This window comes from Aliivibrio wodanis (genome assembly GCF_052920805.1).
In genome coordinates, this window is sequence record NZ_JBREXA010000002.1 from 1,265,209 (window position 1) to 1,286,602 (window position 21,394).

Consider the following 21,394-nt stretch of genomic DNA (forward strand, 5'->3'; position numbering starts at 1 on the left):
CTTGATCAACTATTAATTCATCAATAGCTAATGATCAAATTGGTGCTCTTATTAAAATACTCAATATTTCTATGGTTTTCCAATTTTTTTCCAATTTAGCTCAATTTTCTCCAATTTGTTTGACAGATGTTATTTTTATGCTGTTATTCAATCTAAAAACTGTGATTAATTCAACATTTCCCCAATGACTGCTTGTTCTAATTTTCTAGATCCACCACACTGCAATTAATACTAATTCGACATAAAGTAATCAATGTTATGAGTGAACATCAAATTGTTGCTATCGGTGGCGGACATGGCCTAGGGCGTGTTCTTGCGGCTTTAAGTGAGTTTGGCGGTAACGCAACAGGAATCGTAGCAACCACAGACAATGGTGGCTCTACAGGACGAATACGCGAATGCCAAGGTGGTATTGCTTGGGGAGATACGCGTAACTGTATTAATCAGCTAATTACCGACCCATCAATCAGTTCAATGATGTTCGAATACCGCTTTAAAGGCCAAGGCGAGCTTCATGGACACAATCTTGGTAACTTAATGCTAACCGCTCTAGATAATTTGAGCGTCCGCCCTCTTGATGCAATCAATTTAATTAGAGATATGCTTAAAGTCGAAACCCATATTATTCCAATGTCTGAGCACCCATCAGATTTAGGGGCATTAACAACTGATTTAAGAAAAGTTTCAGGAGAAACTAATGTCGATGAGATGGATGAACTTCCATTACGACTTTTTTTAGATCCAGAAGTTCCTGCAACCCTTGAAGCGATTGATGCGGTTAACAATGCAGACCTAATTTTATTAGGCCCAGGTAGTTTTTTAACCAGTATCATGCCACCACTACTTCTACCGGGATTAGGTAAGGCGATTGGGGCAAATAAGAAAGCTAAAGTTGTCTTTATTGATAACCTATCAAAAGAATTTGGTCCCGCAGGAAAAATGGACCATAAAATGATGTTGGACTGGTGTGAACGTGCGTGCTCTGGAAGAAAAGTAGATGTGATATTAACGGATAAAGAGTTAGTGGCTCTACAACAGGAGTACCATTGTAAAACCACTGATCTTGCTTCATTAAATCACGATTGGAGACATGATAGAGATAAATTGAAGCAAGCTATTATAGAATTACTTAATTGATCATTTGACGATACGCTAGCTCAGTACCGCGCGCAATATTGACAAATTCAGAAATATTGCGCTCAACCCAGTCTTTCTGTTTATGCTTTGCTTTTTCTTCAATATGGATAGCCATATTAGCCAATTTATCAGCACCAAAGCTACCCGCACTGCTTTTTGAGGCAATGGCTTATTTCTCTTATTTTATCAATTTCTGGTTGAGAGTTTAAAGTATCAATAAAGTCATCCAACTCATCACAAAAAATACCAAATAAAAAAGGAACGTTTTCATCTCCTACTTCTTGTATTAATTGATCTACTGCTATTTGATTCACATACTGACTCACGTAAGTACCCTCTATTTATCATTCCATGATTGTAATTTTCTATATATCGTGGAGGGGCTAACCTCTAACTGTTTAGCGGCCTGTGGAATATTCCCTTCACATAGAGCTATTGCGGCTTCAATAGTATTTTTTTCAGATTGCCATAAAGGAATAATAACTTTTTGTTTTAAGCTATCTACTTTTTTCAAAGCATGGCTTTCTTGGTGATGTTCTCGATCTATTGAACCACTTAAAGTCTCTTTCGATGCAAGATTTAAACCATGCTTATTCTCTAATGATAATGGAGGGGGAAGCATCGATAAAATCACCTCCTTTCCTTTATTCAAGACAACAACATTTCTAATCACATTTTGCAATTGACGTACGTTTCCAGGCCAACCATAATGCAAAAAACGCTCAGTCACTTCTGGACTAAATGTAATAAATTCTCGGCCTTCCTCGTGAGAAAAGTGCCCTAAAATTGAGTGTGCAATTTCAATAATATCTCCTCCACGTTCACGCAAAGGCGGCAATGTTAATGGAATGACATGCAAGCGATAATACAGATCTTCACGAAACCGACCTTCTTGAACTTCAAGCCAAGGGTCACGATTAGTTGCACATACAAACCGCACATCCACTCGGCTCATTTTTGAAGAACCGACTTTTTGAAACGTACCAGTCTGAATAAAACGTAATAATTTCGTTTGTAAATCCAAATCCATTTCACACAATTCGTCAAGAAATAGAGTCCCTCCATCAGCTTGTTCAGCTGCACCTTTTCGATCGACAGAAGCTCCAGTAAACGCTCCTTTCATGTGACCAAAAAGCTCACTCTCGATCAAATCCTTTGGTATCGCTGCACAGTTAATAGCTATGAATGGCCCATCATCTCGCTTACTTGCTGCATGAACGGCTTCTGCGCACACTTCTTTACCTGTACCTGACTCTCCCGTAATAAAGACAGTAGCTTTACTCGGTGCTGCGGAGTCAATCGTTCGATACACCTGATGCATCTGAGGGCTACTGCCAATAAAACCTTGATATTGCTTATTAGTATTTTCAGGGTTTTCCTTTATATCATCCTGATCTTTCTGAGCTCTACGCAAAGCATTATTAACCGTCACACGTAATCTATCGGCTTCACACGGTTTAATTAAAAAATCTTGAGCTCCCAACTGCATCGCTTCTACTGCAGCATCAATTGAACCATGAGCAGTCATCAAAACAACAGGAAGATCTTTATTATTCTTTCTAATTTCAGATAAAACATCAAACCCGGTCATATCTGGTAAACGTAGATCTAGCAAAACTAAATCAGGTATACGTAAAGCGATCGCTTCTATCGCTTCAGTACCTTTTGCTACAACATCAATATCAACGCCTAATGGATTCAAGTAAGAGCGATATAAAGCCGCAACTGAAGCGGTATCTTCAACCATTAGTAAATATTTTCTTTGCATCACGAACTCTTTGTATTTTAAGTAACACCCATGGTAATTCGCATTATGCAATTGCATTATGCAAATATCAAATTGCATAATGCAATTTAATTGTGACTTTGAGCAATTTTTAGACTTAATTAGGTTATTTTTCTAATTGAAAAAGTTGGCACACTACCTGCTATATGTATAGTGACCCTTTAAGCCAAAGGGTCACCTAGCCAACTGACGTTGTTAGTGAAATTTACTTTCACATGAACAATAAAGCCAACCGGGATATTGCGGTTGGCTTCTTTTTTCTCTAAATTCAACAATTTATAAAATAATTAACTGTTAGTTATAAATTGATTTCTTAACCTATCTATCTCATCTCTCACTTGTGCAGCTAATTCAAACTCTAAATCTTTCGCATGTTGATACATTTTCGTTTCTAATTTTTTAACTTCTTTATCTAATTGCTGCGGCGTCAGAGATAAATAACTTGCACCTTTCTCTGCAACTTCTGAAAGCTTCATTTTAGGCGCGACAACCTTACGCTTATTCTTGGTCATATCACCTAACTCTAGAATATCCGCAACGTCTTTTTTCAAGGCCGTAGGTACTATCCCTAAAGCTTTATTGTGTAAGATCTGTTTTTCACGTCGTCTTTCTGTTTCACCTATCGCTTTTTCCATTGAACCTGTCATTTTATCTGCATAAAGAATCGCTTTGCCTTCCAAATTACGAGCAGCGCGACCTATCGTTTGAATTAATGAGCGTTCTGAACGTAAAAAACCTTCTTTATCTGCATCTAAAATCGCAACCAAAGACACCTCAGGCATATCTAAACCTTCACGAAGTAAGTTGATACCAACAAGTACATCAAACTCTCCTAAACGTAAATCACGAATAATTTCGACACGTTCAACCGTATCAATATCCGAATGTAAATAACGTACTTTGACCTCATGCTCTGCAAGATATTCAGTTAAATCTTCTGCCATTCGCTTAGTTAATGTTGTAACTAAGACACGCTCTCCCACTTTTGTTCTAATTCGTATTTCAGATAAAAGATCATCTACTTGTGTTCCGACTGGACGCACTTCAATTATTGGATCAAGTAAACCTGTTGGCCTTACCAATTGCTCTGCGATATCTGTTCCTGATTTTTCTATTTCATACTTACCAGGAGTAGCAGAGACATAAATGGTTTGTGGAGCTAACGCTTCAAATTCGTCAAAACGCATTGGCCTATTATCTAATGCTGATGGAAGTCGAAAACCATATTCCACCAAGTTTTCTTTACGTGAGCGATCACCTTTATACATAGCACCAATTTGGGAGACTGTAATGTGGGACTCATCAATGATCAACAAGCCATCTTTTGGTAAATAATCGAATAACGTTGGTGGCGCTTCACCTTGAGGTCGACCACTTAAATAACGAGAGTAGTTTTCGATACCAGAACAAAAGCCCAATTCATTCATCATTTCAATATCAAACTGAGTACGCTGAGTAATCCGTTGCTCTTCTACTAATTTATTATTCGCCAGTAGTTCTTTTTGACGTTCAGCCAGATCGACTTTTATTTGATCAATCGCTTCAAGTACCTTTTCTCTTGGTGTTACGTAGTGAGTTTTAGGGTAAATGGTACATCGCGGCATATCTTTCGTAATAATAGAGCCCGTTAATGGATCAAATTTACTAATGCGCTCTACTTCATCATCAAACAATTCAATTCGAATCGCTTCATGCTCGGACTCTGCAGGGAAAACGTCCAATACCTCTCCACGGACGCGGAAAGTCCCACGCTCAAACGCCATGTCATTACGTTTATATTGTAATTCAGCCAAGCGACGTAAAAGATCTCTTTGGTTAACAACATCTCCACGTCGTAGATGAAGCATCATGCTTAAGTAGGCTTGAGGATCACCTAGACCATAAATAGCAGAAACGGAAGCGATAATAATCGCGTCTTTACGCTCTAAAAGAGCTTTCGTTGCTGAAAGACGCATTTGTTCGATATGTTCATTTACTGATGAATCTTTTTCAATAAAGGTATCTGTGGTCGGTACATAAGCTTCTGGTTGATAATAATCAAAGTATGACACAAAATATTCAACGGCATTATTTGGGAAAAAAGCTTTCATTTCTCCATATAGCTGAGCCGCTAATGTCTTGTTATGAGCCATGATCACCGTCGGACGACCAGATTTAGCAATCACATTGGCTAATGTGAATGTTTTTCCTGAACCAGTCACTCCAAGAAGGGTTTGATGAGCAAGACCATTCTCTAAACCTTCATTCAACGTTTTTATCGCTTGAGGTTGATCACCTGCCGGCTGATAATTGGACATTAATTCATACGTATTGGCCATTTGTAATACTCCACATACACTCATTTTATTTAGAATAAATACACCCTATCAAATCCACTCGGCTATTTATAGAAACTCTTAACAAGATAAAAGTTTTCCCCAAGGCTGATTAAATTATAAGCATTTAATTTTACCACCACCCACATAGGGCGAATAATAAACAAATTGAACACTCAAACACCAAGAAATATTCAACCGATTGATTTTAATATGAAAAATATTAATTAATCGTAATTAAAAGTAATAGAGATAAGATAAAACCTTACTTTTTCAGAGTTAATATAGTTTCATTAACACACTTATCCACAGTTTTAGTGGATAAGTACCCACAACCATTGATGTGTATAGCGCAGAGCTGATGTCAATGACTTTTTATATTGTTTTTCATATTGTAGATAAAAGAAACAAAGGTTTTTTTTATTGTTATATATTCTTGACATAACATTTTAGAGCCGATAGTATCTCATCCGTTAAATCGATTCCCTTTTAGTTCAGTTGGTAGAACGCCGGACTGTTAATCCGTATGTCGCTGGTTCAAGTCCAGCAAAGGGAGCCAAATTCTAGAGCCTTGTCTTAATGACGAGGCTTTTTTTTGCCTATTTTTTGCTTAAAATTTAAAAACCTATTCTTTCTAAGGTTGTTATCACGCGCTTAAAGTCCGATAATAACCAGATCATCTATTATCATAAAAATCATTGGCATGACTGAGTATCTATTACTACTTGTTGGTACTGTTTTAGTAAACAACTTTGTATTGGTTAAGTTTTTAGGTCTTTGTCCATTTATGGGCGTATCTAAAAAACTAGAAAGTGCAATTGGAATGGGCCTTGCGACAACTTTTGTCCTAACGCTTGCTTCGGTATGTTCATACCTTATTGAAACCTACATTTTAGCGCCTCTTGGCATTGAGTATTTACGCACCATGAGTTTCATACTTGTGATCGCGGTTGTGGTTCAATTTACTGAAATGGTCGTGCATAAAACAAGCCCAACGTTATACCGTGTTCTTGGTATTTTCTTACCTCTAATTACGACTAACTGTGCCGTTCTTGGTGTCGCACTACTCAACATCACGGAAAATCATAATTTCATCGAGTCTATTATTTATGGCTTCGGTGCTGCTGTCGGTTTTTCATTGGTTCTCATTCTTTTTTCTGCCATGCGAGAGCGAATTGCAGCAGCCGATGTTCCTTTGCCTTTTAAAGGTGCTTCTATTGCAATGATCACCGCAGGTTTAATGTCTTTAGCCTTTATGGGCTTTACTGGTTTAGTGAAATTATAAACATGAGTTCAATTCTTATTGCTGTTATTGCCATTGCCGTTCTTGCCTTAGTATTTGGTTTAATACTGGGGTTTGCGTCAATTAAGTTTAAAGTTGAATCCGACCCTATTGTTGAGCAAATCGATGCGATTCTTCCGCAAACTCAATGTGGTCAATGTGGCTATCCTGGCTGTAAGCCTTATGCCGAAGCCATTGCTAATGGGGATGTGATAAATAAATGCCCACCTGGCGGCCAAGCAACCATTGAAAAACTAGCGGATCTTATGGGCGTTGACGTTCCAAGCGCTGATGATGATGTCGTCAATGTAAAAACAATTGCTTTTATTCATGAAGATATGTGTATTGGTTGTACTAAATGCATTCAAGCCTGTCCTGTTGATGCTATCGTCGGTGGTACAAAAGCATTACATACTGTTATTGAAGCGGAATGTACCGGCTGTGATTTATGTGTCGCGCCCTGCCCTACCGACTGTATTGAAATGATACCGGTCAGCACGACCCCTGATAACTGGAAATGGGACTTACAAAGTATCCCTGTTGTTAATCTTCCGGCAGATAAGCCTTCTCAAGCATCGGAGCAGTAACCCATGTTGTCCATTATCGAGCAAATTAAACAAGGTCAACTTTGGGATTTTCATGGCGGTATCCATCCCGCAGAAAATAAAGTTATCTCTACACACAATGCCATTCAGCAAGCAGGTATTCCTTCAGAGTTGATCCTGCCATTAAAACAACATATTGGTGGTAAAGGCGATATCCTTGTCACAATAGGCCAAACCGTATTAAAAGGACAACCACTTACACAAGGTAATATTGCCATGTGTGTGCCTATTCATGCACCAACATCTGGTAAAATTGTTGCGATAGAGCCACGAACTGTTGCTCATCCATCAGGCCTAACCGATCTCTGTATTGTTATCGAAACCGATGGCAATGATCAGTGGATTGATCATCGTGAACCAATCGGTGACTTCTTAAATGAAGATCCTATCGATCTTATTGAGCGTATTCGTCAATCGGGTATTTCAGGTATGGGGGGCGCTGGTTTCCCTACTAGCCGTAAATTACAAAGTGGTGTAGGCAAAGCTGATATTTTAATTATCAATGCTGCTGAATGTGAACCCTATATCACTGCCGATGATCGTTTAATGCAAGATTATGCGAGTGAAATCGTTACTGGCATTAAGATCTTACAACATATTTTAACGCCTAAACTGGCTATTATTGCTATCGAAGACAATAAACCAGAAGCGGTAAAAGCATTAAACTCTGTTGTTTCAGAGCACGATAATATTCTGATCCGCGTTATTCCTACAAAATACCCATCAGGTAGCTCTCGCCAATTAGTTAAGATTTTAACGGGTAAAGAGGTTCCAGCTAACGGGCGCTCAACAGATATTGGCGTTATTATGCAAAACATCGGAACTGTTTTTGCTGTTAAACGCGCTATCTGTAATGCAGAGCCTCTAATTGAACGTGTTGTTACTCTCACAGGTAACAGCATTGATGCACCTGGTAATTATTGGGTTCGCTTAGGAACCAGTGTGCAATTTCTGATGGATCTTGTCGGTTATAAAGCTGATAAAAAACACCCTCGTATTATTATGGGGGGCTCACTAATGGGCTTTACTCTTCCTCATCAGCAAATTCCAATCACTAAAATTACTAACTGTATTATTACGCCAGATAGAAAAGAGCTTCCTCTTTATAATCATGAAATGGCGTGTATTCGATGTAGTAGTTGTGCTGATGCTTGCCCCGCATCACTGCTACCACAACAACTTTACTGGTACTCCAAATCAGAAGAGTTTGATAAATGTGAGGAATATAATTTATCTGATTGTATCGAATGTGGTGCTTGCGCTTATGTATGTCCAAGTGAAATCCCATTAGTTCAGTATTATCGCCAAGCGAAATCAGAGATATACGCTCGTAAACAAGATTCATTGGCAGCTGATCGTGCAAAAGTACGATTTGAAGAAAAAAATGCTCGAATGGAACGAGATAAATTAGAGCGTGAAAACAAATTCAAACTTGCCGCAGAGAATCGTCGTAAAGAGATGAAAGCAGAAAAACCGAATGGTTCTGGTAATGATGCCATCGCAGCAGCTATTGCAAGAGTTAAAGCGCAAAAAGCAGCAGAAGAATCAGGCGTAGCAGCACCAAGACCTGCCGTTGCCGCAGCAATTGCTCGTGCTAAAGCAAAACAAGCAGAAGCAACTAAATCAAGCTCAGATGAACCAGATAATACTGAGATGATGAAGTTGCGTGAGGAACGTAAACAACAAGCAAGAGAAAGAAAGGCCAAGCTAGCTGCTGAAACGGGCGACTCAGAAACAGAAAATTCTGCAACGGCTACTGATAAAAAAGACGCAGTTGCAGCTGCTATTGCTCGTGCAAAAGCGCGTAAAGCGGCTCAAGCTGAAAAAGAAGTAGTAACACCTGAACCTGTTGCGGCTAAAACAGAAGAAACAGAGAGCAGTACTGAATCGGTTGACCCGAAAAAAGCCGCTGTCGCCGCTGCCATTGCTCGTGCAAAAGCGCGTAAAACGGCTCAAGCTGAAAAAGAAGTAGTAACACCTGAACCTGTTGCGGCTAAAACAGAAGAAACAGAGAGCAGTACTGAATCGGTTGACCCGAAAAAAGCCGCTGTCGCCGCTGCTATTGCCCGCGCAAAAGCGCGTAAAGCGGCTCAAGCTGAAAAAGAAGCAGTAACACCTGAACCTGTTGCAGCTAAAACAGAAGAAACAGAGGACAGTACTGAATCGGTTGATCCGAAAAAAGCCGCTGTCGCCGCTGCCATTGCCCGTGCAAAAGCGCGTAAAACGGCTCAAGCTGAAAAAGAGGCAGTAACACCTGAACCTGTTGCAGCTAAAACAGAAGAAACAGAGAGCAGTACTGAATCGGTTGACCCAAAAAAAGCCGCTGTCGCCGCTGCCATTGCTCGTGCAAAAGCGCGTAAAACGGCTCAAGCTGAAAAAGAGGCAGTAACACCTGAACCTGTTGCAGCTAAAACAGAAGAAACAGAGAGCAGTACTGAATCGGTTGACCCGAAAAAAGCCGCTGTCGCCGCTGCTATTGCCCGCGCAAAAGCTCGTAAAGCAGCTCAACAAATTGAAAAGAATAAGGAAGAGTAATAGTGGCCTTTTTTATCACTAGTTCACCACACGCTCATAGTCAGAAAAGTACTAGAACGATCATGAAAATGGTAGCATTAGCAACTATCCCTGGATTAATCGCTCAGACTTATTTCTTTGGTTGGGGAACGATTTTACAAGTTTTCATTGCCATTATTACTGCTATTTTAGCTGAGGCTTTAATTTTACTCTGTCGAAAAAGGCCATTAGCACCCTATTTAAGTGACAATAGCGCCTTATTAACTGGATTATTATTGGCACTTGCTATACCTCCATTGTCACCTTGGTGGATAACAGTCATCGGAGTAACATTTGCTATAGTAATAGCCAAACATCTATATGGTGGGTTAGGTCAAAATATATTTAACCCAGCAATGGCTGCTTATGTTGTCCTGTTGATCTCTTTCCCTGTTCAAATGACAACCTGGCTCCCAGCAAAAGAGCTTCTCATCGAAAGTATTAATTTTTCAGATTCTATCTGGCTAATTCTTAATGGATTAAATCAAGATGGTTTTTCTGTTCACCAGCTCACGATGAATGTAGACGGAATGACAATGGCAACACCATTAGATACCGTAAAAACAGGGCTCAAAGCAGGATTAACAACAAACGAAATCTTATCAGCACCAATTTTTAATGGCATTGCTGGCCTAGGCTGGTTGTGGGTAAATATTGGCTTCTTATTAGGTGGTGTATTTTTACTACAACAGCGCCTTATTCACTGGCATATCCCTGTAAGTTTTTTAGTCAGTTTATTTATCGTTAGTGGTATGTTCTCTCTATTATCGCCAGATACTGCAACCTCACCAATGTTCAATTTATTCTCAGGGGCAACAATGTTCGGGGCTTTCTTTATCGCCACTGATCCTGTCTCTGCTGCGACAACATCAAAAGGTCGCTTGTATTATGGTGCACTTATCGGTGCTCTGGTTTACATTATTCGAACTTGGGGTGGTTTCCCTGATGGTGTTGCTTTTGCCGTACTCTTAGCCAATATGTGTGTACCTCTAATTGATTACTACACAAAACCAAGAACTTACGGTCACAAAAAAGGATAAAACAATGCTAAAGACCATGAAAAAAAGCAGCCTTGTATTAGCGCTTTTTGCTGTTGCATCGACAGCCTTAGTGACCATTACGTTTGCACTAACTAAAGACCAAATCGCGTATCAGCAACAACAACAGCTACTAACTACACTTAATCAGGTAGTACCAAGGTCACTGCATGATAATGAGCTATATAAAGCCTGTACTTTAGTTTCCAACTCTGATGCCTTGGGTACAGAACAACCAATGCCTATCTACTTAGCATCACTGAATGACAAACATTCTGGTGCTGCAATAGAGGCCATAGCTCCTGACGGTTACAGTGGAGCGATTAAAATCATTGTGGGCGTTGATGCCAACTCAATGGTGACAGGTGTTCGTGTATTATCTCATCAAGAAACGCCAGGGCTTGGTGATAAGATTGATACTCGAATTACTCGCTGGGTTGATTCATTCCTAGGAAAAAGTGTCGATAACTTAGAAGATAAAAGTTGGGCAGTTCAAAAGGATGGCGGTCAATTTGATCAATTTACAGGAGCAACAATTACTCCTAGAGCGGTTGTAAAAGCAGTCAAAAAAGCAGTGTGGTTCTACAAAACACACCAAGATGAATTACAGACTCTTCCCCTTAATTGTGAGGCTAACTAATGACAACTCATCAAGAATTAATCAAGAATGGCTTATGGGATAATAACCCTGCCCTAGTACAATTATTAGGCTTGTGCCCATTACTTGCAGTATCAGCCACAGTCACTAACGCATTAGGCTTAGGTATTGCTACAACGCTAGTTTTGATCGGCTCAAACTTGATAGTTTCTCTTGTTCGTCAATGGATACCACAAGAAGTCCGTATCCCTGTTTTTGTTATGATTATTGCCTCATTAGTTACCTGTGTTCAATTATTAATGAATGCTTATGCTTATGGTTTATACCTTTCTCTTGGTATTTTTATCCCCCTTATCGTAACCAATTGTATTATTATTGGTCGTGCTGAAGCTTTTGCATCAAAAAGTGACCCAATACCAGCTGTATTAGATGGATTATGGATGGGATTAGGTATGACTGCTGTTTTAGTTCTACTTGGTGCAATGCGTGAAATTTTAGGTAATGGAACTTTATTTGATGGTGCTGATTTATTATTAGGCGATTGGGCGACGGTATTACGTATTGAGCTATTTCATGTAGATAGCCACTTCCTATTAGCTATGCTTCCACCAGGTGCTTTTCTAGGGGTTGGTTTTCTTATTGCTCTGAAAAATGTCATTGATAAAAAATTAGCTGATCGTCAACCAAAACAAGAAAAAGAAAAAATTGAACGCGCACGAGTATCGTAAATAAGGGCATGAAGCAGTATGAATAATGTAAAACGTCGTGAAATGTTAGAACGCTTAAGAGCCGATAACCCACACCCTCAAACTGAGCTTGAATGGTCTACGCCGTTTGAATTATTGATCGCGGTTTTATTATCAGCCCAAGCAACCGATGTCAGTGTTAATAAAGCAACTCGCAAACTTTATCCTATCGCGAATACGCCTCAAGCTATTTTAGACTTAGGAGTTGATGGCCTAAAAACTTACATTAAGACTATTGGTTTATTCAATACTAAAGCTGTCAATGTCATCAAAACTTGCCAGATGTTAATTGACCTTCATGACAGTGAAATACCAGAAGATCAAGATGCATTAGAAGCGCTACCAGGAGTCGGCCATAAAACTGCAAATGTGGTACTTAATACTGCTTTTGGTTGGCCAACGATTGCTGTCGATACCCATATCTATCGAGTATCAAACCGAACAAAATTGGCAATGGGTAAAACAGTAAACGATGTTGAAAAAAAATTGCTCAAAGTCGTTCCAAAAGAATTTAAGTTAGACGTTCATCACTGGTTAATCCTACATGGGCGTTATACCTGCATTGCACGTAAACCACGTTGTGGCAGTTGCATGATTGAAGATTTGTGTGAGTTTAAAGAAAAAACAGATATTTAAAATATCAATTAATATTAAAAACTGGAGCAAAAAAATGGCTAATGGACGTATTTTACACACGATGTTCCGTGTGGGCAATCTAGACAAATCAATCGAGTTTTATACTAACGTCATGGGCATGAATCTTCTTCGTCAAAATACCAATGAAGAATACAAATACACTCTTGCCTTTCTTGGTTACGGTGATGAATCTCAAGGTGCAGTTATCGAATTAACGTATAACTGGGGTACTGAAGAATATGACATGGGTACTGCTTTTGGTCACATAGCTATCGGTGTCGATGATATTTATGCTACTTGTGACGCAATTAAAGCTGCTGGCGGTAATGTCACTCGTGAAGCAGGACCTGTAAAAGGTGGCTCAACACACATTGCGTTTGTTAAAGATCCTGATGGCTACATGATTGAGCTAATTCAAAACAGTAGCGCCTCTGCTGGCCTAGAAGGCTAATATATTTAGTATCTAAGTAAAGCAGCTTAAAACTTTATTTTATAAAACCTGCGATCTGTGCAGGTTTTTTTATACCCAAAACTTCTAATGATAACCATTCTCAATTAAGATGGCTTTTATCTAGACACTAAAGAAGAAGATATTATGATAGAGCTCTGGGAAAAGCACACTATATTAGCCGAGCAATCTTTTAAAAATAAAGATTTTTGGCGTACTATTTTACATTACCAACAAGCCTATGCTATTTCTGAAGAATTAACCAAGAGAAATAAAGGTTCATTAATTGATCAAGTCACTATCTCTGTTATTTCATGCCATAACTTAGCTCAGTTCTGGCGAAGCCAAAATGATAATCGATTTGAATTAAAATATTTACAGATTGCTTCCGAAAAGGTACTCACATTAGTACCTCAATGCCCGCGCAAAGATTGTGAGTCTTTTGTTTCTAATTTAGGTTGCTGCAAAAATGCCCTTCTCGACTTCATGAAGCGCCATCCTAACCCTGCAATAGCTAAACATATCCAGCATATTGATAGCGCCGTTCAATGTGAACTAATTGCTAGTTTTAAATTACAATAAAAAAGCGCCTATACATTAGACGCTTTTTAAAAACATTTTTCTTAAATAATAGTTCTACCTAAAGAGATAACTACTCTTCGGTTTTTATTCTTACCAATTGGTGTTTCATTATCCGCTATTGGACGACGCTCACCATACGATTGAACTCGAATTCGGTCTGCTGGTAAACCAATTGACTCAAAATAGTTTTGTAATTTTACAGCGCGTCGCTCAGACACTTGTTGGTTCACGTTTTTACCACCACTTGAATCGGTATAAGTCGCAACCAAAACCAAATCTACATCTTTAGTATATTTAATAAAATCTGCAATTTGAGATAGACGTTTTTTCGATGATTTATTTAATTCATCACTATTTTTATCAAAGTGTAAAATAGTAAATGAGATATCTTCAAAGCTATATGGCAATAAATTAGCAATACACATACTGAATACATTGTATTGTTCTTGGAATACAACAGGTGATAACGCAACTTCAATTAGCTGTTTAGGGCTCTGCCAATCAGCATAGGTAAATGTCGGAAAACGTCCATTCTCTAGCTCAGCTAACATCGACCATGCAGTTGTACCACCAACATAGCCATCGAATTGTTTAAAGAATTTTAAATTCGTCATAGAATCAGCACTCTCGCCAGGCATCCAACGAGCAGGCATAGAAACTAAATTAACTGAACGCGTCTCTCCCATTGGTCGACTCATTTTTAATTCAAAATCTAAATTCATCTTTTTATTTGCATAAGCCGTAAACTCTGCATTGCCATAATTGGGGATATTATGAGATAAACGACACTCCAGTGGCGAGTTTTCTAGCATCATCCATTTCGATTGTTCCGGCTTAGCAACATAGTTCTTATTTGCTAATGCTGGCATCGCAATCAATGAGCTTACTAGTAGGGCTGAAGTAAAAAGTGTTTTTTTCATAATACCTAAATCTATTGGTCATGCCGTTGACGATAGATTTAACAAAGCAAAAATTAGACCAACAATATTCATTTCTTAACTCTATTTTGTTTCCGCTTTACCAATCTTCAATAAATATATCTTCATCACACCTTATTTACAGTTTTTATGCTTACGATTATCTGCAATAATAGCGGTAACATTTTCTTACGTACCGAATGATGACTGAAGTAGAGCAACATAATTTATTAAAAAACCGTTTTCGTGGTTATTTCCCTGTCGTTATTGATGTAGAGACCGCAGGTTTCAACTCAAAAACTGATGCTTTACTTGAAATTTGTGCCGTCACTTTGGCAATGGATGAAGAAGGTTATTTAAAACCTGCAACAACTATCCACTATCACGTAGCTCCTTTTGAGGGGGCTAATCTTGAAAAAGAAGCGTTAGAATTTAATGGTATCCGTGACCCCTTTAGCCCTTTACGTGGTGCTGTCACTGAAGATATTGCCTTGAAAGAAATATATAAACAGATCCGAAAAGAGCAAAAACAACATGATTGCCGTCGCGCAATTATGGTCGCCCATAATGCCAATTTTGATCACAGCTTTGTTATGGAAGCTTCTGAACGCTCTAAATTAAAACGCATCCCTTTCCATCCTTTCTGTACTTTTGATACAGCAGCTATTAGTGGCCTAGCATTAGGTCAAACCGTTCTAGCAAAAGCTTGTAAAACAGCAGGTATGGACTTTGATGGAAAAGAAGCACACTCCGCACTTTATGATACACAAAAAACCGCAGAGTTATTCTGTCATATCGTGAATAAATGGAAAGATCTTGGTGGCTGGCCTCTGTTGCCAGAACCAGAGGAAGATAATACTAATAATAATTAATAGGCTACTTTGCTAATGCCAACAACAATGTATATTTTTGTTGGTATAATTACACAACATTTACAGGGAAACTAAACAAAAATGAATCCAATAATTCTTTCTGTTTCAGTAATGCTTATCCTCGCTTTACTTAGAGTTAACGTTGTTGTTGCTTTAACATTCAGCGCACTAATCGGCGGTTTAGTCGGTGGTTTGTCATTATCTGATACGATCTCAGCCTTTGAAGGCGGTCTAGGTGGCGGTGCGACTATCGCATTAAGTTATGCCATGCTAGGTGCTTTTGCTGTTGCTATCTCTAAATCAGGCGTTACTGATTTACTAGCTCATAATGTAATTAAACGCATTAATGGTAAAGATAATCTACATGCAGCCACTGGCGTTAAATATCTATTACTATGCTTAATTCTTTTGATCACTGTTTCATCTCAAAACGTTGTGCCTGTTCACATAGCATTTATTCCAATTTTAATCCCGCCACTTATTCAAGTATTCAATAAACTAAAACTTGATCGTCGCTTAATTGCCTGTGTGTTAACTTTTGGTTTAGTTACCCCATATATGGTACTTCCTGTTGGTTTTGGTGGCATTTTTCTAAATAATATCCTACTAAAAAACCTACATGACAATAATCTAGATGTTGTGGCGAGCCAAGTTCCTTTAGCGATGGCTCTGCCTGCTTTAGGCATGGTGACAGGTCTTTTAATTGCGGTATTCATCTCTTATCGTAAGCCTAGAACTTATGCGGATGTTGATAACGCAGAGATGCAAGCAACAAACGCAACACCTACGTTTAATAAGCGTCATATTCAAATCTCTATTGTTGCTATTATTGCCGCTCTATCTGTTCAATTAGCAGCAGGGTCAATGATTGTTGGTGCGTTAGCAGGTTTCATGGTGTTTACTTTTGGTGGCGTTATTGCGTGGAAAGAGACTCAAGATGTCTTTACTCGTGGTGTGCATATGATGGCGATGATTGGTTTTATCATGATATCTGCCGCAGGTTTCGCTGCTGTAATGAAAGCTACAGGCGGCGTTGAAACTCTTGTTCAGGCACTATCAACTTCTATTGGTGACAATAAACCACTAGCAGCACTACTGATGCTAATTGTCGGATTATTAGTTACAATGGGAATTGGCTCATCTTTCTCTACCATCCCAATTATTGCTACTATTTACGTTCCACTTGCTGTTGCATTTGGCTTCTCTCCAATGGCAACAATTGCCTTGGTTGGTACTGCCGCTGCCTTAGGTGATGCTGGCTCTCCTGCTTCGGATTCGACATTAGGTCCAACATCAGGTCTTAATGCAGATGGGCAGCATGAGCACGTATGGGAAACAGTTGTTCCTACATTCCTACATTATAACCTTCCACTTATTATATTTGGTTGGATTGCAGCAATGGTTCTTTAACCTTATGTATAACAAGGTTTAATTATGTATATTTAATTAAACCTTTATCACCTTTATATAAAGTGGCTGTAATTCTGCCACTTTTGTATAAAGATCATAAAATATATTTTCTAACTTTGGCTTTGGTGTGTTTTTAATGAATACTGTTGCTATACTCTGCCTCTATTTCACTTATCACCTATTTGAGCTTGCATGAAATTAATAAAGCTATCTTCTTTTCTTATTATTGATGACAGTAGCGTTATTCAAAATGCGATTCGTGCGTTATTGAGTCGTATAGGTGTACCTATTAATAATATTGCTTGCTGCCCAACCGCTGGTGCTGCAGTTGGTAACTGTAAGCGTCAAAAGTTTGATGTACTTTTTGTTGATCATAATTTAGGTCATGGAAGTACAGGTCTACAGATGCTAGAACAATTAAAGTTACTACGATTAATTAATGATAATACGTTGATTTATATTGTAACTGGAAATGAAGACCCACAAATTGAATTAGCTTATAGCGATTACAATCCAACAAAATACATTCAAAAACCAATACGCCCAGAAGAAATCATAAAAACGATTAATCATGATTTAATCAAACGTAAATTTTCTATGGGAATGATTGCTTCATACACAAAAAGTGGTTTGGCTGGCGTAAAACCTCTAATTTTTCAATCACCAAGTAAAATGATCTTAAAAGACGCCATGCTTAAATTAGCTTCACGCCTTATCAAAGTTAATCGATTAGATGAAGCAATGAGTGTCAATAAAGCCTTATTATCTATCATTAAAGCATCACTCGAAGCTGAAGTTCAGCAAGTTGAAATATATGTTGCAAGAAAAGAATTTGATGCTGCAAATCAGCTAATCGATACTCTATTACAAAAAGATGAGCAGAATCTTCGCCTTCTTGATTTGAAAGCAGAAACAGCATTTTATCGAAATAATCTTTCTATCGCTGTACGTTACTGGAAAAAAGGGTTTGAACTAGCTCCCTTTTCTTACTTACGATTCAGTCATCTCACTTGGTCATTGCTGGCTAAAGGTGATAGATATGATACCTTCGATTTATTAACTAAATACGCTTATTTACTTCCTCACTCCGCCTTTGATTCTGCAGGTAAACGAGCGATGGTTGCTTGGGGTGATTTATTTTTAGCTCCAGAAGAAATACTTCAAGAATGGTCACCAGAAAGTGCTTGGCAGCGTGCGAGTGCTAAATTAAAAGGTCGACTACGAGGTATTCCCTGTACCTCAGCTCAGCGTGCATTGTCTGCTTTGTGGCAACTAAAAATGAATCGTTATGGTGAAGCAAACCGTTTAATATCTGATATTCAACTGGCAGATATCACTGATTATGAAACTGCTTATATTGTTTATTTAGTGTATTGTGAAATGAAACTTGATGATGAAAAGAAAATCATTGAGGAGAAATGGCTAGCAAAACTGCAGCAAGGAACTTCTATCCTAGCTAAGCTACAAAGCCAAGCATTTGAAAAAGCAAAAATATAGAATTAGGTTCAACTGAAGAGGTAGGCTAATACCACCATAACAATATACTTGGTTAGATAGCCTATTGACGACGCATGAAAAAGCCACGTATTTTATTAATACGTGGCTTTTTGTTATTTTGTACTGGAATTCTTATTCAGCAGCAGGGGCATTACGCTCTGCAGCTTCTTGAACCAATGGCTTTAACTCACCTTTTTGGAACATTTCAAGAATGATGTCACAACCGCCAATTAACTCACCTTCAACCCAAAGTTGTGGGAAGGTAGGCCATTGTGCGTATGCAGGAAGTTCAGCACGAATGTCTGGGTTTTGTAGGATATCTACATAAGCAAACTTCTCGCCGCAATTCATTAGCGCTTGAGATGCTTGAGATGAAAAACCACAGCTTGGAAGCTTAGGTGAGCCTTTCATGTATAGAATGATGTGGTTTTCAGCAATTTGTTGCTTGATCTTATCGATAGTTTCCATTGTATCCTCTAATGGGTCGACACTAAGTTGTATCCATTCTACTTGTTATGCAACCAGAAAAAAATACCTAATATTTGTAGTGGTATTATTTATTGAAAATTCACCACTTTTTCTTTTAATAAAATCAAAACTTGCTAGAATCAGATCGAAGTCAGAATAAATTCTACACTCCATTGAGTGTATATTTTTGGAATTTAGTGAGGCGTAGACCTCTTACAACATGGAGACATGAGCAATGTCATTTGAATTACCAGCTCTACCGTTCGCAAAAGATGCACTATTACCACACATCTCAGCAGAGACTTTAGATTACCACCACGGTAAACACCACAATACTTATGTGGTTAAGCTTAACGGTCTTATCCCAGGTACTGAATTTGAAGGCAAAACTCTAGAAGAGATCATCAAAACTTCTACTGGTGGCGTTTTCAATAACGCAGCGCAAATCTGGAACCACACGTTCTACTGGAACTGCCTTGCTCCTCAAGCTGGTGGCGAACCAACTGGCGCTGTTGCAGAAGCTATCAACGCTGCATTCGGTTCTTTCGAAGAATTCAAAGCGAAATTCACAGATTCTGCAATCAACAACTTTGGTTCTTCTTGGACTTGGTTAGTTAAAAAAGCTGACGGCTCTCTAGACATCGTTAACACTTCTAACGCTGCTACTCCTCTAACAGAAGAAGGTGTTACTCCGCTTCTAACTGTTGACCTATGGGAACACGCTTACTACATCGATTTCCGTAACGTACGTCCTGACTACATGGCTGCGTTCTGGGCTCTTGTAAACTGGTCTTTCGTAGAAGAAAACCTAGCTAAGTAATACATTAGAATTAACTGGTATATTCTGGTTAACTCCCAATCAAAAGGTCAGTATTCGTACTGGCCTTTTTTATCTCTAATCATCTGCGGTAAGTAATTGCCCTAATATTAAAATAATTTCAATAAACGGCAATTATTTTCCTAAAAACACTAAAGTATTTTAATTTCTTTCCGATAAGTATTTATCATTAAGAGGAATTGATTCATGAAAGTACATACTTTAGATAAAGCAGAGTTAATCAACGAAGTTCAATTCGGTTCAAACCTAAACCATGCAATGGAAGCGGGTCGCCGAGCTGATTTTGCTTTAATGATGTCTTTACTATCTAATGACTTACGTGAAAATACGCCTGTTGAAAAAATTAATGAGAAAACATTAACTGAAAATTTGCTTCGTCAGCGTTTCCAGTTAGCTGATGCACAGATCCTTCGCAGCAATGAAGAGAGTTACTCTCGTTCTGCTTCTCAAGCAAACCAATTTCATAATGGTGGCTTAGCAAGTGCAAAGCTACAACACGGCCTAGCACCTGATGCAATGGCTTACATGCCTCAAGACACGTGTGATTTACCAGAAGATGTTTACCACAATTTATCTGGACACCAACGCCGTCAATTAGAATCAGGTAACGAGATATTTAACGCTATCCCTCAAGATCTTTACAATGAATTAGTGACTGCTAAGCGTCATTCAGAAATGAACTTATACGTTTAACGCACACTTAAACTTCTTTAGTTAAGTCATCACTCGATTTATCACCATTTGCTATATCACCCTTACAACTCATTCGTGATTATTATGTGAGTTAGTGCATAAATCCTATCATTGAATACAATTTAACCCTCATTTTCAACAAAGCTCACAGCAGATACCCTATTTCTATCCCATATTAATAGCACCTATTTCAGTTAATTCTGCTCTTCTAAGGAAGGATGCTATGAAAATTGAACACTCAACCATTCTGATAACATCAGCTGGCAATTTTATGGGTCGAGCTGTTGCTTGCCATTTTGCCTCACTTGGTGCACTTCTTATTATTGCAGACTCCAATAGCGATGCGCTTATTGAGACACACCGCCTCTGTAGTCAACTTAATGAAAATGTGATCAGTTTTGAGTTAAAAGATCAATCTTCAGAGAGCATCTGTCATTTATTTAATGCTATTGATAATCAATTCTCTCACGGTATTGATGTTTTAATCAATAACTACACTGATGTTGCTCTCCCTAGTTTATTTACTCCTCATCAAAGTCATTGTTCTTTTCAATTAACTGAATTAGCAACAACTCTGTTTACTTATGGTCAATTCGCAGCTCAGCATATGCGCGACCATAACAAAGAAGGGGTTATCATCAATTTGGGATATCACGAACACTCACAACAAGAGAAAACAATAGAGAGCTCTACTGCTTTACTCGCAGGGTTAACAAAGAGTTGGGCTAAAGAATTAAATCCTTTTAATATTCGCATTGGTGGCGTAGCTCCTCGCTTCTCTTCTGCGTCTTCAGAGCTTAACTTCAATTCAATTAATCAAGAACTCATAAAAAACACAGAGTACATTCTTGAAAATGATTACTTTAATGGCCGGATTATTGAAGCAACTGCTTAACCCCCCCTTGGCACAACAAGAATAAAAACAAAAAAGTAACAGGCATAAAAAAACCACCTTATAAATAAGGTGGTTTTTT

At 38.5% G+C, this 21,394-nt stretch carries 22 protein-coding genes and 1 tRNA gene; 17 read left to right on the forward strand and 6 right to left on the reverse strand.

Features of this window, described 5'->3' with window-relative positions; all coding sequences use genetic code 11:
* The first annotated feature begins 258 nt into the window (after positions 1–258).
* Positions 259–1,137, forward strand: coding sequence for a uridine diphosphate-N-acetylglucosamine-binding protein YvcK (gene yvcK, locus ACU5DF_RS13710; protein WP_446713277.1), 879 nt, complete (start codon positions 259–261; stop codon positions 1,135–1,137).
* On the opposite strand, the gene ACU5DF_RS13715 is transcribed toward yvcK, so the two are convergent.
* The 4 genes from ACU5DF_RS13715 to uvrB all read right to left on the reverse strand — a co-directional run bounded on the left by ACU5DF_RS13715 (position 1,130) and on the right by uvrB (position 5,241).
* Positions 1,130–1,252: a hypothetical protein gene (locus tag ACU5DF_RS13715; protein WP_446713278.1), complete on the reverse strand. Its 123-nt coding sequence runs from the start codon at positions 1,250–1,252 to the stop codon at positions 1,130–1,132. The two genes, yvcK and ACU5DF_RS13715, sit on opposite strands and share 8 nt — an antisense overlap.
* A 25-nt stretch (positions 1,253–1,277) precedes the next feature.
* A complete protein-coding gene (locus ACU5DF_RS13720) occupies positions 1,278–1,463 on the reverse strand; it encodes a hypothetical protein (RefSeq protein WP_446713279.1) in 186 nt (61 codons plus the stop codon).
* An 11-nt stretch (positions 1,464–1,474) separates the two neighbouring features.
* Entirely contained in the window at positions 1,475–2,905 is a 1,431-nt protein-coding gene (gene luxO, locus ACU5DF_RS13725) for a quorum-sensing sigma-54 dependent transcriptional regulator LuxO (protein ID WP_446713280.1), read from the reverse strand.
* A gap of 305 nt (positions 2,906–3,210) precedes the next feature.
* Complete coding sequence (gene uvrB / locus ACU5DF_RS13730) at positions 3,211–5,241, reverse strand: excinuclease ABC subunit UvrB (protein ID WP_446713281.1); 2,031 nt, start codon at positions 5,239–5,241, stop codon at positions 3,211–3,213.
* A gap of 480 nt (positions 5,242–5,721) precedes the next feature.
* Here uvrB and ACU5DF_RS13735 point away from each other — a divergent pair.
* The 10 genes from ACU5DF_RS13735 (at position 5,722) to ACU5DF_RS13780 (ending at position 13,725) form a co-directional block, all read left to right on the forward strand.
* Positions 5,722–5,797, forward strand: a tRNA-Asn gene (locus ACU5DF_RS13735).
* A 144-nt stretch (positions 5,798–5,941) separates the two neighbouring features.
* Positions 5,942–6,523, forward strand: a complete 582-nt coding sequence (gene rsxA / locus ACU5DF_RS13740) for an electron transport complex subunit RsxA (RefSeq protein ID WP_446713282.1) — start codon at positions 5,942–5,944, stop codon at positions 6,521–6,523.
* Positions 6,524–6,525: 2 nt separating this feature from the next.
* Positions 6,526–7,107 carry an electron transport complex subunit RsxB gene (gene rsxB / locus ACU5DF_RS13745; protein ID WP_122035458.1) on the forward strand — a complete coding sequence of 194 codons (582 nt, stop codon included), beginning with the start codon at positions 6,526–6,528 and terminating at the stop codon, positions 7,105–7,107.
* Positions 7,108–7,110: 3 nt separating this feature from the next.
* The gene (gene rsxC, locus ACU5DF_RS13750; RefSeq protein ID WP_446713283.1) at positions 7,111–9,660 is read left to right on the forward strand and encodes an electron transport complex subunit RsxC; all 2,550 of its coding nucleotides are present in this window, start codon (positions 7,111–7,113) and stop codon (positions 9,658–9,660) included.
* A 2-nt stretch (positions 9,661–9,662) separates the two neighbouring features.
* Positions 9,663–10,718 (forward strand): electron transport complex subunit RsxD, encoded by a 1,056-nt coding sequence (rsxD, locus tag ACU5DF_RS13755; protein ID WP_446713284.1) that lies wholly within the window; start codon positions 9,663–9,665, stop codon positions 10,716–10,718.
* A 4-nt stretch (positions 10,719–10,722) separates the two neighbouring features.
* Positions 10,723–11,355 (forward strand): electron transport complex subunit RsxG, encoded by a 633-nt coding sequence (gene rsxG, locus ACU5DF_RS13760; protein WP_446713285.1) that lies wholly within the window; start codon positions 10,723–10,725, stop codon positions 11,353–11,355.
* Complete coding sequence (locus ACU5DF_RS13765; RefSeq protein ID WP_045101677.1) at positions 11,355–12,041, forward strand: electron transport complex subunit E; 687 nt, start codon at positions 11,355–11,357, stop codon at positions 12,039–12,041. The genes rsxG and ACU5DF_RS13765 overlap by 1 nt, the downstream gene beginning before the upstream one ends.
* Before the next feature lie 18 nt (positions 12,042–12,059).
* Positions 12,060–12,695 (forward strand): endonuclease III, encoded by a 636-nt coding sequence (gene nth / locus ACU5DF_RS13770; protein ID WP_446713286.1) that lies wholly within the window; start codon positions 12,060–12,062, stop codon positions 12,693–12,695.
* 34 nt (positions 12,696–12,729) lie between these two features.
* On the forward strand, positions 12,730–13,146 hold the full coding sequence (gene gloA / locus ACU5DF_RS13775; protein ID WP_446713287.1) for a lactoylglutathione lyase: 417 nt from the start codon (positions 12,730–12,732) through the stop codon (positions 13,144–13,146).
* Between the two features lie 144 nt (positions 13,147–13,290).
* Positions 13,291–13,725 (forward strand): DUF2753 domain-containing protein, encoded by a 435-nt coding sequence (locus ACU5DF_RS13780; RefSeq protein WP_446713288.1) that lies wholly within the window; start codon positions 13,291–13,293, stop codon positions 13,723–13,725.
* Between the two features lie 41 nt (positions 13,726–13,766).
* Here ACU5DF_RS13780 and motY read toward each other — a convergent pair whose 3' ends face one another.
* Positions 13,767–14,645 (reverse strand): flagellar protein MotY, encoded by an 879-nt coding sequence (gene motY, locus ACU5DF_RS13785; protein ID WP_045101673.1) that lies wholly within the window; start codon positions 14,643–14,645, stop codon positions 13,767–13,769.
* A 200-nt stretch (positions 14,646–14,845) separates the two neighbouring features.
* Here motY and rnt point away from each other — a divergent pair, with 200 nt between their 5' ends.
* From rnt to ACU5DF_RS13800, 3 genes are all read left to right on the forward strand, one after another.
* Positions 14,846–15,514 carry a ribonuclease T gene (gene rnt / locus ACU5DF_RS13790; RefSeq protein ID WP_446714241.1) on the forward strand — a complete coding sequence of 223 codons (669 nt, stop codon included), beginning with the start codon at positions 14,846–14,848 and terminating at the stop codon, positions 15,512–15,514.
* Between the two features lie 81 nt (positions 15,515–15,595).
* Positions 15,596–16,924: a Na+/H+ antiporter family protein gene (locus tag ACU5DF_RS13795; RefSeq protein ID WP_045101672.1), complete on the forward strand. Its 1,329-nt coding sequence runs from the start codon at positions 15,596–15,598 to the stop codon at positions 16,922–16,924.
* Between the two features lie 192 nt (positions 16,925–17,116).
* On the forward strand, positions 17,117–18,421 hold the full coding sequence (locus ACU5DF_RS13800) for a response regulator (protein ID WP_446713289.1): 1,305 nt from the start codon (positions 17,117–17,119) through the stop codon (positions 18,419–18,421).
* Positions 18,422–18,553: 132 nt separating this feature from the next.
* Here the strand turns inward: ACU5DF_RS13800 and grxD are convergent, their stop codons facing one another.
* The gene (gene grxD / locus ACU5DF_RS13805) at positions 18,554–18,889 is read right to left on the reverse strand and encodes a Grx4 family monothiol glutaredoxin (protein WP_045101670.1); all 336 of its coding nucleotides are present in this window, start codon (positions 18,887–18,889) and stop codon (positions 18,554–18,556) included.
* Positions 18,890–19,124: 235 nt separating this feature from the next.
* Between grxD and sodB the strand changes: the two genes are divergently transcribed.
* From sodB to ACU5DF_RS13820, 3 genes are all read left to right on the forward strand, one after another.
* On the forward strand, positions 19,125–19,709 hold the full coding sequence (gene sodB / locus ACU5DF_RS13810; protein WP_446713290.1) for a superoxide dismutase [Fe]: 585 nt from the start codon (positions 19,125–19,127) through the stop codon (positions 19,707–19,709).
* 204 nt (positions 19,710–19,913) lie between these two features.
* Positions 19,914–20,420 carry a VC2046/SO_2500 family protein gene (locus ACU5DF_RS13815; RefSeq protein ID WP_045101668.1) on the forward strand — a complete coding sequence of 169 codons (507 nt, stop codon included), beginning with the start codon at positions 19,914–19,916 and terminating at the stop codon, positions 20,418–20,420.
* 223 nt (positions 20,421–20,643) lie between these two features.
* On the forward strand, positions 20,644–21,315 hold the full coding sequence (locus ACU5DF_RS13820) for an SDR family oxidoreductase (protein ID WP_446713291.1): 672 nt from the start codon (positions 20,644–20,646) through the stop codon (positions 21,313–21,315).
* Positions 21,316–21,394: the final 79 nt, after the last annotated feature.